Annotated in this window: 16 protein-coding genes; 15 read left to right on the forward strand and 1 reads right to left on the reverse strand. The window is 53.3% G+C overall.

All coding sequences use genetic code 11. The features are described 5' to 3' along the window. Nucleotides 1-143: 143 nt before the first annotated feature. From KNP76_RS12435 to nfsA, 15 genes are all read left to right on the forward strand, one after another. Nucleotides 144-338 (forward strand): YjzD family protein, encoded by a 195-nt coding sequence (locus KNP76_RS12435; protein ID WP_034804417.1) that lies wholly within the window; start codon nucleotides 144-146, stop codon nucleotides 336-338. 66 nt (nucleotides 339-404) lie between these two features. Continuing rightward, nucleotides 405-824, forward strand: a complete 420-nt coding sequence (locus KNP76_RS12440) for a thioredoxin family protein (RefSeq protein ID WP_024371848.1) — start codon at nucleotides 405-407, stop codon at nucleotides 822-824. Further along, nucleotides 821-1,597, forward strand: coding sequence for a phosphatidylserine decarboxylase (locus KNP76_RS12445; RefSeq protein ID WP_214844712.1), 777 nt, complete (start codon nucleotides 821-823; stop codon nucleotides 1,595-1,597). Before KNP76_RS12440 ends, KNP76_RS12445 begins: the two co-directional genes overlap by 4 nt. A 129-nt stretch (nucleotides 1,598-1,726) precedes the next feature. Continuing rightward, entirely contained in the window at nucleotides 1,727-2,353 is a 627-nt protein-coding gene (locus KNP76_RS12450) for a YqeG family HAD IIIA-type phosphatase (protein WP_024371850.1), read from the forward strand. A gap of 134 nt (nucleotides 2,354-2,487) precedes the next feature. Next, nucleotides 2,488-3,600, forward strand: coding sequence for a ribosome biogenesis GTPase YqeH (yqeH, locus tag KNP76_RS12455; protein ID WP_034804410.1), 1,113 nt, complete (start codon nucleotides 2,488-2,490; stop codon nucleotides 3,598-3,600). Next, the gene (gene aroE, locus KNP76_RS12460; protein ID WP_214844713.1) at nucleotides 3,597-4,382 is read left to right on the forward strand and encodes a shikimate dehydrogenase; all 786 of its coding nucleotides are present in this window, start codon (nucleotides 3,597-3,599) and stop codon (nucleotides 4,380-4,382) included. The genes yqeH and aroE overlap by 4 nt, the downstream gene beginning before the upstream one ends. Before the next feature lie 5 nt (nucleotides 4,383-4,387). Further along, nucleotides 4,388-4,684 (forward strand): ribosome assembly RNA-binding protein YhbY, encoded by a 297-nt coding sequence (yhbY, locus tag KNP76_RS12465; protein WP_034776635.1) that lies wholly within the window; start codon nucleotides 4,388-4,390, stop codon nucleotides 4,682-4,684. Continuing rightward, the gene (locus tag KNP76_RS12470; RefSeq protein ID WP_214844714.1) at nucleotides 4,681-5,250 is read left to right on the forward strand and encodes a nicotinate-nucleotide adenylyltransferase; all 570 of its coding nucleotides are present in this window, start codon (nucleotides 4,681-4,683) and stop codon (nucleotides 5,248-5,250) included. Before yhbY ends, KNP76_RS12470 begins: the two co-directional genes overlap by 4 nt. Next, nucleotides 5,240-5,797, forward strand: coding sequence for a bis(5'-nucleosyl)-tetraphosphatase (symmetrical) YqeK (gene yqeK, locus KNP76_RS12475; RefSeq protein ID WP_034804402.1), 558 nt, complete (start codon nucleotides 5,240-5,242; stop codon nucleotides 5,795-5,797). Before KNP76_RS12470 ends, yqeK begins: the two co-directional genes overlap by 11 nt. A 10-nt stretch (nucleotides 5,798-5,807) precedes the next feature. Beyond that, nucleotides 5,808-6,155: a ribosome silencing factor gene (gene rsfS / locus KNP76_RS12480; RefSeq protein WP_034804400.1), complete on the forward strand. Its 348-nt coding sequence runs from the start codon at nucleotides 5,808-5,810 to the stop codon at nucleotides 6,153-6,155. Next, nucleotides 6,155-6,880 carry a class I SAM-dependent DNA methyltransferase gene (locus KNP76_RS12485; RefSeq protein WP_214844715.1) on the forward strand — a complete coding sequence of 242 codons (726 nt, stop codon included), beginning with the start codon at nucleotides 6,155-6,157 and terminating at the stop codon, nucleotides 6,878-6,880. The genes rsfS and KNP76_RS12485 overlap by 1 nt, the downstream gene beginning before the upstream one ends. A gap of 137 nt (nucleotides 6,881-7,017) precedes the next feature. After that, entirely contained in the window at nucleotides 7,018-7,599 is a 582-nt protein-coding gene (locus KNP76_RS12490; protein WP_246514219.1) for a DUF2238 domain-containing protein, read from the forward strand. Between the two features lie 110 nt (nucleotides 7,600-7,709). Then, nucleotides 7,710-9,179, forward strand: coding sequence for a catalase (locus KNP76_RS12495; RefSeq protein WP_034817708.1), 1,470 nt, complete (start codon nucleotides 7,710-7,712; stop codon nucleotides 9,177-9,179). 65 nt (nucleotides 9,180-9,244) lie between these two features. Further along, the gene (locus KNP76_RS12500; protein WP_214844716.1) at nucleotides 9,245-9,931 is read left to right on the forward strand and encodes a hypothetical protein; all 687 of its coding nucleotides are present in this window, start codon (nucleotides 9,245-9,247) and stop codon (nucleotides 9,929-9,931) included. A gap of 61 nt (nucleotides 9,932-9,992) precedes the next feature. Beyond that, nucleotides 9,993-10,742, forward strand: coding sequence for an oxygen-insensitive NADPH nitroreductase (gene nfsA / locus KNP76_RS12505; RefSeq protein WP_214844717.1), 750 nt, complete (start codon nucleotides 9,993-9,995; stop codon nucleotides 10,740-10,742). A gap of 435 nt (nucleotides 10,743-11,177) precedes the next feature. On the opposite strand, the gene KNP76_RS12510 is transcribed toward nfsA, so the two are convergent. Then, nucleotides 11,178-12,296 (reverse strand): TlpA family protein disulfide reductase, encoded by a 1,119-nt coding sequence (locus KNP76_RS12510; RefSeq protein ID WP_214844718.1) that lies wholly within the window; start codon nucleotides 12,294-12,296, stop codon nucleotides 11,178-11,180. Nucleotides 12,297-12,421: the final 125 nt, after the last annotated feature.

The following is a 12,421-nucleotide window of genomic DNA, read 5'->3' on the forward strand; positions in this document are numbered from 1 at the left end:
ATGTGCTGTTTCTCTGACGGTATCATATTTCCGGTTTCAACGGAAAGAATATACAATCGAGGTCGCACATTTATCAGGAACAATGCTATACTAATCTCGTATGAGCAATTCATGCATCATCTGTGAGATGGAGGGGACTTTCGATGCGATATTTAGTCACATTGTTCTGGGCAATTTTGCTTTCGAACACAGCAATCTTTATCATTTCTGCTGTCGACGGCGTGCCATTCAATGCGGTGCTCGCGACAGCGTTTGGCGTGGTCATCACAATCTTTATCGTGCTCTTGGATGTCGTGAACCAAGATATGGGGATCAGCGACGTCGCCCAAGAGAAGTAAGGCGTTCACAATCAAACTGGCTCACATCTGAGTCAGTTCTTTTTATATCTGAAGGAGGAACCAACTATGAAAAATGATGCAAAACGCGCGAACTTTATCACGTTCGCAATCATCGGTGCCATCATCGTCATCGGTATCGGGCTGTTGTTCTTTTTGAACAACGCGAACGAAGAGGAAGGCGTCAACGCCGTCACGGCAGAAGAGCTGGAGACGAAGATTTCGGAAGAAGAAGAGGTCGTCGTTTACTTCTGGCAGACTGGCTGTGAGTACTGTGAGCAGGTGAAACCATACGTCGAGCCTCTCGTTGAAGAGTACGATGCCGTCTCGATCAACTTGGCCGACCATAACGTCTGGACGACGTACGGCATCAACGGCACGCCGACGGTCATCCGGTTTGAGGATGGTCAAGAGACGGGCCGCATCGAAGGAGCCGTATCGGAACAGCAGTATGAGACATTCTTTAAAAATGAGGAGGGCGAACAGTGATTAAAAGCCGTTTCTACCAGACGTTGTTTGAATTGAACGCCTCCCCGTTCATCGCCAAACGGCTCCGGTGGTTCGCTGAATCGAACTATAGCCGTCCGCTCATCGCCTCGTTCGCGAAAACGTACAAGATTGACGTTGAAGAAGCGAAAGACCCAATGGATGCGTATCCGAGTCTGCACGCGTTCTTCACTCGACATCTGAAAGAAGGAGCTCGTCTGATTGATGCGGATGCACAGTCGATCGTCTCTCCGTGTGACGGGAAGTTATCCATCGTCACAGATATCACAGACGATAGCCGCTTTGAAGTGAAGGGCCAATCGTACACGCTCGCTGAGATGCTCGGCTCGCAACAAGAGGCACGTCGCTATGCAGGCGGCACCGTCTGCGTGCTCTACTTGAGCCCGCGCGATTATCACCGCGTCCACGTCCCGCTCGCCGGGCGCGTCCTCAGCCACTACGAGCTAGGCGACCGCTCGGCACCGGTCAACGAGATCGGCTTGACGGAGACGGTTCGTCCACTCTCGCGCAACTATCGCCGCATCACGCGATTCGATAGCCCTGCCGGTGTCTATGAACACATCATGGTCGGCGCCTTGAACGTCAACACGATCGAGTGGACCCATGACGGGTCGTACGTGGAAAAGGGAGACGAAGTCGGCTACTTCTCGTTCGGCTCGACCGTCGTCCTTTGCTTCGAAAAAGGGCGCGTCCATATCGATTCGTCTAAAATCGGTCCGGTCCGGCTCGGTGAAGCCATCGGCACGATTCAATGAAAATTTCAAACTTTTTCATTCCGGCCAAACGATACACTAGTCGTTTGGTCGGTTTTCGTTTACCATAGAAGGGATATCAATACTTATAAGAGTAGTTGAATCGCTTTAGATAATTGGAGGAATTCAAACGTGTTTAATCGACTTTATCCGAAACAGTTCGTCGCGTCAGTCTTTGACATCGACCTTGAAGAATTAAAAGACCGTGGTGTCCGCGTCATTTTGACGGACCTTGATAATACACTCGTGGCTTGGGACGTCCCGCACGCACCGGAGCTTCTTTTGCTCTGGCTTGAAAAAGTGAAATCACATGGACTTGACGTCATCGTCGTGTCGAATAACAATGAAAACCGCGTCCGGACGTTCACGGAACCGCTCGGACTCCATTACGTATCGCGTGCGAAAAAACCGTTGCCGTCCGGCTTCAAGCAAGCGCTCGCGAAATACGGCTATTCGACGAAAGAAGCGATTTTCTTAGGCGACCAGTTGTTCACGGACGTGCTCGGCGCGAACATGGCCGGCATCCACGTCATTCACGTCGAACCGGTCGTCAAGACGGATGGACTCGTCACGAAGTTCAATCGCATGCTCGAGAAAGTCGTGTTCGCGCATATGAAACGTCGCGGGAAGTACGTATTGATCACGAAAAAAGTCGAGGAAATCGCCGTCGATGCGAAGCGGGCCAAAGTGGCCGTCGCTGAGAAAATCGGGGAAGCGATGCACTCGCGTTCCGAAGATTCACATAAAAAAGATGAATAAGGACCTCGAACGCAAAGGAAGAAGGAGGCTGTCCTTGTACGGCGCGTAAGGCGTCGGAATTAACGCTTCAGGAGTAGCGGCGAGGCGCTACAGTGAATGAAGAAGAGGAAACTCAAATGACAGCAAATCATGCTATGGAAGAAACAAAACGTTATTGCGCCGGTTGCGGCGTTCTCATTCAAACGGAAGACCCGGCTGGTGTCGGGTATGCTCCGAAATCGGCACTTGATCGCGAAATCGTCATTTGCCAACGTTGCTTCAAACTGAAACACTACAATCAGATTCAAGACGTCGAACTGACAGATGACGACTTCTTGCGCATCTTGAACGGAATCGGTTCGCGCGAAGCGCTCGTCATTAAAATCGTCGACATCTTTGACTTTAACGGGAGCTGGCTCCCGGGACTGCAACGGTCAGTCGGGTCGAACCCGGTCCTTTTAGTCGGGAACAAAGTCGACTTGTTACCGAAATCCGTCAACCCGAACCGGATGGCGAACTGGATGAAGAGCGAGGCGAAAGAACTCGGCTTGAACCCGGTCGACGTCCATTTGATTAGTGCGAAGAAAGGGCACGGCATCGACGAGCTCGCCGAGAAGATTGAATATTATCGGAAAGGCAAGGACGTCTACGTCGTCGGTTGTACGAACGTCGGGAAATCGACGCTCATCAACCAAATCATCAAACGTTTCGGCGAAGCGGACGAGGCGATCATTACGGTCAGCCATTTCCCGGGAACGACGCTCGACTTGATTGACGTCCCGCTCGATGATGACGCGAACTTGTATGACACACCAGGGATCATCAACCGCCATCAGATGGCCCACTACGTCGACGCCAAAGACTTGAAGACGATCACGCCGAAAAAAGAGATCAAGCCACACGTGTTCCAGTTGAACCCGCAGCAGACGCTCTTCTTCGGTGGTCTCGCTCGTCTCGACTACATGGAAGGCAACAAGCGCTCATTCGTCGTCTACATGTCAAACGAGTTGAAGACACACCGTACGAAACTCGATAAAGCGGACGAGTTGTACGAGAATCACATCGGTCAAATGCTCAACCCGCCGAACGAGAAGACGCTCGAGAAGTTGCCGCCGCTCGTCCGTCACGAGTTCAGTCTCCGGGACGGCGTGAAGACGGACATCGTCTTCAGCGGTCTCGGTTGGGTCGCCATTCACGGCAAAGGCGGCCGCATCGCTGCCTGGGCACCAAAAGGAGTCGCCGTCACATTGCGTGAGGCACTCGTATGAGACTGGCCGTCATCGGTCACCCGATTGCTCATTCGCTCTCTCCCGTCCTGCACGAGCAGTGGCTGAGGGCGTCTGGGCTTTTCGGGCGTTATGAGGCGCTCGACGTCGCCGAAGAAGACTTGAGCGGATTGTTTCAGGCGATGCGCGATGGCGAATGGGACGGCTTCAACGTCACGGTTCCGTATAAAGAAACCGTCATCCCGTACCTTGACGAACTCGATTTGGCGGCTACGGATGCCGGTGCGGTCAATACGGTGTATAAGCGGGACGGCAAATTGATTGGGACGAACACGGACGGTGCCGGTCTCGTCGCCGCCCTGTCTCCTCTGACAGACTGGTCCGGTCGTGTGCTCGTCATCGGAGCAGGTGGTGCGGCGCGCGGGATTATCAGTGCGCTACCGACCCGTGACGTCACCATCACGAACCGGACGATGGAACGGGCGGAGCGTCTTGCCGAACGGTTCGGCATCGAAGCAAAAGCCTTTGTAGACGTTGACATCGCGCGATACGACGTCATCATTCAGACGACTTCGGTCGGGATGGACGGCGTCCATTCGCCGCATTCATTAAATGGGTTACGACAAAACACGGTCGTTTGTGATATCATATATCGTCCACTCGTCACACCGTTTTTAAAAGAAGCCGCTAAAAAAGGGGCGATCATCGTCAACGGAACAGCCATGTTCGTCGGACAAGGTGCTTTGGCGTTTGAGTATTGGACAGGTGTGAAACCGGATCAATTTGTTGGAATGAAGTTAATTGAGAGCTTATTGGAGGAATAGAAATAATGTTATCAGGTAAACAAAAACGATTTTTACGTGCAGAGGCACATCACCTCTCACCGATTTATCAAGTCGGAAAAAATGGTGTCAGTGAAGCGATGTGTAAAGATATTAGTGACGCGCTCGAGAAGCGTGAGTTGTTGAAGGTTCAAGTGCTTCAAAACTGTGCCGACACGCCGAAAGACGTGGCAGGAGAGCTTGCGGAAGGGACGAAGGCAGAAGTCGTTCAAGTCATCGGCAAAGTCATCGTCTTGTACAAACAGGCGACAGAGAAAGAAAACCGCCAAATCAAACTCCCATGAGCCGCATCGGACTGATGGGAGGAACGTTCGACCCGCCGCACCTCGGTCATTTGTTGATTGCCGAGCAGGCGCGTGAACAGCTTGAACTCGACGAAGTCTGGTTTTTGCCGGCGGCCATCCCGCCCCATAAGTCCGGGTTCAGTCAAGCGGAAGACCGAATCGAGATGACGCGACGCGCGATCGCGTCGAACCCGGCGTTCAAGCTCGATTTGATTGAGTTCGAACGGACCGAGCCGTCTTATACGGTGGAGACGATGCGACGGTTGCGCGAGCGCTATCCGGACGATGCGTTCTATTTCTTGATTGGGGCCGACTCGCTCGAATCACTCGAAAAGTGGTACGATTACGAGACGCTCGTCACCCTCGTCACGTTCGGTGCCGTCGCTCGTCCCGGGAGTCGTTATCGCATTCCGAAACGGGCCGATGTCCGGACGATCGATATGCCACAACTCGAAATCTCATCGACGGATATTCGCGAGCGGGCAAAACGCAATCGTTCGATTGCGTATCTCGTGCCATCAGAAGTGGAAACTTATATCAAGGAGCATGGATTGTATGACGTATGAACAAGCGAGAACGTTGATTGAACAGACGTTGCCAGAGAAACGATTCATCCATACGCTCGGTGTCGTCGAGACGGCGGAACACTTGGCGAAAATCTATGGCGTGAACGTCGAACAGGCCCGTCTGGCCGCAATGTTGCACGATTATGCGAAATATATGGACCGTGACGAGATGCGTCAAGTCGTCCTCGACGAACAGCTTGACCTCGCTTTACTCGAATTTGATGACGAACTCTTGCATGCGCCGGTCGGGGCAGTTTTGTTAGACCGTTCCTATGACCTCGACGCATCCGTCGTCTCCGCCATTAAGAACCATACGACCGGTTCCCCGGGTATGTCGCGCCTCGACCAAGTCATCTTTGTGGCCGATGCGATTGAACCGAACCGGCGTTACCCTGGTGTTGAAGCGTTGCGGGACGTCGCCGAGCAGTCACTCGAGTTGGCTGTCGTCGCGACGTTACGTCAGTCGATTCAACACTTATTGAACAAGTCGGTACGGATTTTCCCACTGACGATTGCGACATATAACGCTTTTGTGAAAACACCTTAGGAGGGTCAATATGACTGTAAAAGAACAACTTGAATTGATTGTAAAGGCTGCTGATGATAAGCGCGCCGAAGAAATCGTCGTCCTTGACATGGAAGGCATCTCGCCGATTGCAGATTACTTCGTGATTTGCCACGGAAACTCAGAGAAGCAAGTCGAAGCGATCGCTCGTGAAATTAAAGATGTTGCGGGCGAGAACGATCTTCCGCTCCACAAGTTCGAGGGAATGGACACGGCACGTTGGGTGCTCGCTGACCTCGAGAACGTCGTCGTCCACATCTTCCATCGTGACGACCGTGATTACTATAACCTCGAAAAACTTTGGGCTGACGCGCCGCACGTCGAAGTGGAAGTCGGTTAATGGCGTACGAAGGGTTCGCCTACGTATACGATGAGTTGATGAAAGATGCGCCTTACGGAGAGTGGGTCGCGTTTGTGCGACGTCATGTGCCGGACGGGGCATCGCTCGCCGACGTCGGATGCGGGACGGGTTCTGCGACGATTCAACTTGCCGCACACTACGATACGATCGGGCTCGACTTGTCGGAGTCGATGCTTGAAGTCGCGCAAGAAAAAGCGCTCGAGGCAGGTGTCAACTTGCCGCTATGGCAACAGGACATGCGGGAACTCGAGTTGCCGCAACCGGTCGATGCCGTGACGATTCTGTGTGATTCGCTCTGCTATCTTGCGGACGAGGCCGACGTCATCGATACGTTCGAAGCCGTCTATGAGCAACTCAAACCGGGCGGCACGTTCCTCTTCGACGTCCACTCGCCGAACAAGATGCAGACGCTCTTCAACCAAAAGACGTACGCGTCGAACGGGGAGGATTGCTCGTACATCTGGTTCGCCGACCCGGGCGAAGCCCCGCTCTCGGTCGTCCACGACTTGACGTTTTTCGTCGCCCTCGAGGACGGGACGTACGAGCGGGTCGAAGAGACGCACGAGCAACGGACGTATGAGCCGGGACAATACATGCAGTGGCTCATCGGTGCGGGCTTTCATGTGAAGTCGGTCACGGCCGACTTCACGGACAAGGCGCCAGGACCGGACGCTGAACGAATCTTCTTCGTTGCCGAGAAATGAACTTGGCCCCATCGCGAACGCGATGGGGCCTTTTGTGTACAATCCGACAAAAGGGTGAATTGTTTGGAGGTATCGTTGTGATTCACGCCGAAACGGGAATCGGATAAGGAGTGAATGATAGAAAGAAGGGATTCGAGATGAAACTGACGCGTGGACGGATGCTAGAGTTCGGTTTTGTGTTGTTCATGGCAATCATTCTCGTCGCTTCGGTGATTGAAGAGGCGTGGTTTGACGCAAGCGTCGCCGCTGCCGGCATCGTGTCTGGATTGATTCCGTTCATATTAGAAAAAGTGTTCAAAACCGAATTTGACGCCAAAATGAAAGTCGCCTATATCTTGTTCCTGTTCGCCTCACAATATTTGGGTTCGATCGTCGGATTGTATTCGAACGGGTGGTGGGACACATTCCTTCACGTATTAAGCGGCATATTCATCGCGTTTCTCGGGTATGACTTCTTTAGTCGGCTCGATGACGACATCCGGCTCGAGATGCCGAAGCGATTCGTCTTCGTCTATATCGTCGTCTTTGCGATGGCCGGGGCCGCGCTTTGGGAAATGTATGAATTCACGTCGGACTTGGTGTTGAACACGACGATGCAAGGTAACGGAAATGACGACACAATGGTCGACATCGTCGCGGGGTCGCTCGGGGGTATCATCGCAGCCTTGCTCGTGACGGAGATTCACCGGAAAGAGCAGCACGAAAAACGAAAAAACTGAGAGCGATTTCAAAAACGCCCGAGTTTGCCTCGAGCGTTTTATTTGTAATAATTATTATCTTTTAATATTATTAATCTTGTAATAATGATTATTAAGAGGAGGCTATATTAATGGATCAACATCGTCGTCTAACTACTAACCAAGGCGTCCCAATCGGGGATAACGCCAACTCCATCACAGCGGGTCGCCGCGGCCCAACGCTTCTCGAAGATTATCAGCTAATTGAGAAACTCGCCCACTTTGACCGTGAGCGCGTGCCGGAGCGGGTCGTGCATGCCCGTGGTGCCGGAGCACACGGTGTCTTCAAAGTTAAAAATAGCATGAAACGATATACAAAAGCCAAATTTTTGCAGGAAGAAGGACAAGAGACACCGGTTTTCGCTCGCTTCTCGACTGTCATCCATGGTCTCGGCTCACCGGAGACGCTCCGTGACCCACGTGGATTCTCCGTCAAGTTTTACACGGAAGAAGGGAACTACGATTTCGTCGGAAACAACTTGCCGGTATTCTTTATCCGTGACGCTATCAAATTCCCAGACGTGATTCACTCACTCAAACCGGACCCACGCACGAACCTACAAGACCCGGACCGTTTCTTCGACTTCATGTCGCTCACGCCGGAATCGACGAGCATGCTCATCCACTTGTTCAGTGATGAAGGAATCCCGGCCTCATACCGTCATATGCGCGGTTCATCGGTCCACTCATTCAAATGGGTCAACGAATACGGGAACACGGTGTACATAAAACTCCGTTGGGTTCCGAAACAGGGCATCAAGAACTTGTCGATGGAAGAAGCGGCCAAAGTACAGGCCGAGGACTTCAACCACGCGACACGCGACTTGTTCAACGCCATCGAAGAAGGCGACTTCCCAGAGTGGGATCTTTACGTCCAAATCCTCGACCCGGCCGATATGGACAACTTCGACTTCGATCCGCTCGACGCGACAAAAGATTGGTTCGAAGACGTCATCCCGTATCAACTCGTCGGAACGATGACATTGAACAAAAACGTCGACAACTACTTTGCTGAGACGGAATCGGTCGGCTTTAACCCGGGCGTTCTCGTCCCAGGGATTCAACCGTCTGAAGATAAGATGCTTCAAGGGCGTCTCTTCTCGTATTCGGACACGCAACGGTACCGCATCGGCGCGAACTATCTCCAACTCCCGATCAACTGCCCGTTCGCACAAGTGTCGAACAACCAGCGTGATGGGGCGATGCCGTTCAAGCAACAGACGAGCACTGTGAACTATGAACCGAACCGTTATGAAGACACACCGCGACCGGATGCTGCGTATATTGAACAGGAGCAACCGCTCAATGGCGTAGCCGGTCGTCAAAAGATTGAGAAGACGAACGACTTCGGTCAAGCAGGCGAAGTGTACCGTCGTTACTCGCAAGAAGAGAAAGATGGCCTCGTCCGTAACCTCGTCGCCCACATCAAAGAAGTTCGTCACGAGAAGACTGTTCTTCTCTTGATTTGCAACTTCTATCGGGCCGACCGTGACCTCGGCGAGCGTCTCTCGAAAGAGTTGAACGTCGACATCACACCGTTCTTGAGCCAAGTGACAGAATAAGCAGGAGGAGCAGGGCGCGTTTGCGCTCTGCTTTTTTTGCGTATACTAGAGAAGGAGGTGTTGAGATGAATGTACGAAGTGGAGGATACTTGCTGATCGAACGGACCAAACGAGCGGACTATATGGACGAGCAACGGATTCCGGAGGTCGTGCAGTCAGCGAGTGCATGCATTTGTGAGCAACACCCCACGCTTGATGTACTTTGGGGGACATCGAAACGTCGTCAGGAGGCGTATCGAGAACGATTGCGACTCAGCGTGGAAGACTTCCTCCTGCTCATGGAATGGGTGGAGGTGTTTCACGAGAGTGGAGAACTCGGATATCCCCAAACGTTTCAGACGATTGAACTCGCCAAGACGTTTCGGGACCGCTTCTTCACCCACATCGAACTCGACATCATCGAGCTGAAACTGCCTGTATCCTATGTCGCGGACTTTTTAGCAGAAGGACAAGTTGGGGACCATCCCGAGCAGTACGGCGTCGAGCGGTTCATTTTGCGACACGAACACGACGAACCGCTTGGACGACCTCTCGGTTATGAAATGCTCGGGTATGAGTACGGCACGTTCCACTCATACTTATGTAATGGGCTAGAGCGTGACTTCGCCGAACGATTCACGTTTCGGTTGAACGACCATGGCTTTATTGCGACGCTCGAAGAAGCGGAACGGTATTGCGCATACAGCAATCAAGAAGATGTGGGGACGGAGCCTGTCTTATGGTTACCATGGATCATTTCGAAAGTAGAGTGAAGTCTCTAAAATTGTCGGGCACGTTCCGCTATGTCAAGATTAGGCAAAAGGGGGAAGCTGCATGAATCAAGTCATCGAAACGTTATTGAACCACCGCTCCGTCCGCTCGTTCACGGACGAGCGTTTGACCGAAGAACAAATTCGGCTCATCGTCGAGAGTGCCCAACGTGCCTCGACGTCGAGCTTCATCCAAGCCTATTCCATCATCGGTGTGACCGATTCGGACAAGAAAGCACGGCTCGCCGAGATTGCCGGTAACCAAAGCTACGTCGCCGACAACGGGCACTTCTTCGTCTTTTGCGCCGACTTGTATCGCCATGAAGTGATTGGAGACATGCGTGACGCCGATGTGACCGGGACGCTCGAGACGGATGAGAAGCTCCTCGTCGCCGTCATTGATGCGGCGCTCGCCTCACAAAACGCCGTCGTCGCTGCGGAGTCGATGGGATTCGGCATTTGTTACATCGGGGGCATTCGAAACGACATGTTCGCGGTGAAGGAATTGCTCGGCCTGCCGGAACGTGTGTTGCCGCTCTTCGGGCTCGCGGTTGGTGTCCCAGACCACGTCGAGGACCAGAAGCCGCGCTTGCCGTTCGAACACGTCTATCACGAGAATACATATGAACTCGACCCGAACGAGCTGAAGCGCCAACTGTCGCATTATGACGAGACGATTCATGGCTACTATGCGGCGCGGGGGGCGAATCGCCGGGACGACACGTGGACTGCTCAGATGGGACGGATGCTGTCGAAGCCGACTCGGCTCGACGTCAAAGATTTCTTGAAGGCACAAGGTTATTTGAAGCACTAAAAACCGCCGAAACTTCGGCGGTTCAGATTGTAGAAAAAGTCACGTTTCAGGCGAACTGAAACGTGACTTTTTCGTTTTCTGGCCTTGAGGCGCTCTGCCCGAGCCACTTTTCAGGCGGATTGGACGTCCTTCCATGCCAAGACTGCCATCTTCTTGAGATTGAGGGCGGCAAAGGGTAGCATCGTCGCCATGACTGGTTCTCCACCTCTCATTATAAAAAAGGGGCGAGGGTACGAAAAGAGGGATGGATGCGTGGACCGACCAAGGGCATGGCGAGACTTCTAGGGGAGTAGCAAGCAAAGGGAGACCCAGCAGCGTTAAGCGATGCGGCTCCCTGCTTGCCCCCAGAAAAGCGAGCTGTGCCCGGTCGGACAAATAAAAAAACTGCAGACAATGTTTTGTCTACAGTCTGAACCGCCGAAACTTCGGCGGTTTTTATCTTGTCCGCGCATCGAGCCACGCTCTGTCGATGGCACCGAACTGTTTCGCGGTGATGACGCCAGACTCATCGAGCACGTACGTCGTCGGCATCGCTTGGATGCGGTATCCGTTCGCAACGGCCCCGTCTCGATCATAGACGACTTCGAACGCATCTTCATACGGGGCGACGAACGATGTGGCGTCTTCGACATCCCGTTCACTCGTCGTCGTATTCACAGCGACGATCGTCACCTCATCGGTCGAGCGGGCGAACGCGGCCAGATCGGGCATCTCGGCGCGACATGGGGGGCACCACGACGCCCAGAAGTTGATGACGACGCGTTGTCCGCGCAAGTCTTCCAATCGAAACGTACTGCCGTCTGTTCGTTTCAACTCGAAGTCTGGGGGCACTTGACCGATGTTCAATCCGGTCGTTGCGGTCGCCTCGAGCGTCGGTGTCTGGTCGGGCAGACTCGCATTGATGATGGCGAGCGCGACGACGATGCCGAGTGTGAGTTGAACGGCTTTTCGCGTGGGGCGGGCGAGGGTCGTCGCAAGCACGACTAGACCGATGAACAATCCGAGCGCCCACATGTGCCACGTCCCGGTCGCGCCCTCACGTAACAACCAGATGAACATCGCACCGGTGATCGTCCAGACGAGCGAACCACGCGACGGCGTCCGCATCCAACGCCACGTCAACAGCATCAACATGACGATGAGCCCGGCCGTGTATAGGTGGAGCGGTTGGAGTGAAGCAAAAACGGGGAGCGCGGCGTAACGCGGGACGGCGAGCGTCATCCCGAGCCATAAGACGAGACCGGACAACGCCCAATAGCCGTAAAGCTGCTTGTCGAGCCGAAAGACGAACAGTCCGATGACGAGTGCGGCGATGGCGATCGACCAATTCCCGCCAGTGGCGTATAAGGCGAGTGACAGGTTGCCGGTCGAGACGAGGCCAATCAAGACGGCGCTGCCTTTCCAAGCGAGGAAGCCGACGAACCACGTGCCGAGGACGGCGTCCCGTTCTTTTTCCGTCAACCCGATTTTTCTAAAGCCGATGTATAACAAGAGCAGGCTGACCATGAAGACGAGCAGGTCGAGCCGGATATTCAATGGACCGATTGCAATCACATCATCCCTCCTAGAGAAAAAGCGCCCAGACGAGTGTAATCTGTACCCCATGTAAAGGACATTAATAAAAAAACTTATGCTGCTTCAAGGAGATGATTCCTGTACTGTACGGGAGTCATCTTTTT

The sequence above is a fragment of the Exiguobacterium sp. s150 genome, from assembly GCF_018618435.1.
GTDB classification, from domain to species: Bacteria; Bacillota; Bacilli; order Exiguobacteriales; family Exiguobacteriaceae; genus Exiguobacterium; species Exiguobacterium alkaliphilum.

Coding starts and splice junctions, on each gene's coding strand:
- nfsA (WP_214844717.1), top strand. CDS start 9,993: ATGAATCAAGTCATCGAAACGTTATTGAACCACCGCTCCGTCCGCTCG.
- KNP76_RS12490 (WP_246514219.1), top strand. CDS start 7,018: ATGAAACTGACGCGTGGACGGATGCTAGAGTTCGGTTTTGTGTTGTTC.
- KNP76_RS12440 (WP_024371848.1), top strand. CDS start 405: ATGAAAAATGATGCAAAACGCGCGAACTTTATCACGTTCGCAATCATC.
- KNP76_RS12495 (WP_034817708.1), top strand. CDS start 7,710: ATGGATCAACATCGTCGTCTAACTACTAACCAAGGCGTCCCAATCGGG.
- yqeK (WP_034804402.1), top strand. CDS start 5,240: ATGACGTATGAACAAGCGAGAACGTTGATTGAACAGACGTTGCCAGAG.
- KNP76_RS12470 (WP_214844714.1), top strand. CDS start 4,681: ATGAGCCGCATCGGACTGATGGGAGGAACGTTCGACCCGCCGCACCTC.
- KNP76_RS12485 (WP_214844715.1), top strand. CDS start 6,155: ATGGCGTACGAAGGGTTCGCCTACGTATACGATGAGTTGATGAAAGAT.
- KNP76_RS12500 (WP_214844716.1), top strand. CDS start 9,245: ATGAATGTACGAAGTGGAGGATACTTGCTGATCGAACGGACCAAACGA.
- yhbY (WP_034776635.1), top strand. CDS start 4,388: ATGTTATCAGGTAAACAAAAACGATTTTTACGTGCAGAGGCACATCAC.
- yqeH (WP_034804410.1), top strand. CDS start 2,488: ATGGAAGAAACAAAACGTTATTGCGCCGGTTGCGGCGTTCTCATTCAA.
- rsfS (WP_034804400.1), top strand. CDS start 5,808: ATGACTGTAAAAGAACAACTTGAATTGATTGTAAAGGCTGCTGATGAT.
- KNP76_RS12435 (WP_034804417.1), top strand. CDS start 144: ATGCGATATTTAGTCACATTGTTCTGGGCAATTTTGCTTTCGAACACA.
- aroE (WP_214844713.1), top strand. CDS start 3,597: ATGAGACTGGCCGTCATCGGTCACCCGATTGCTCATTCGCTCTCTCCC.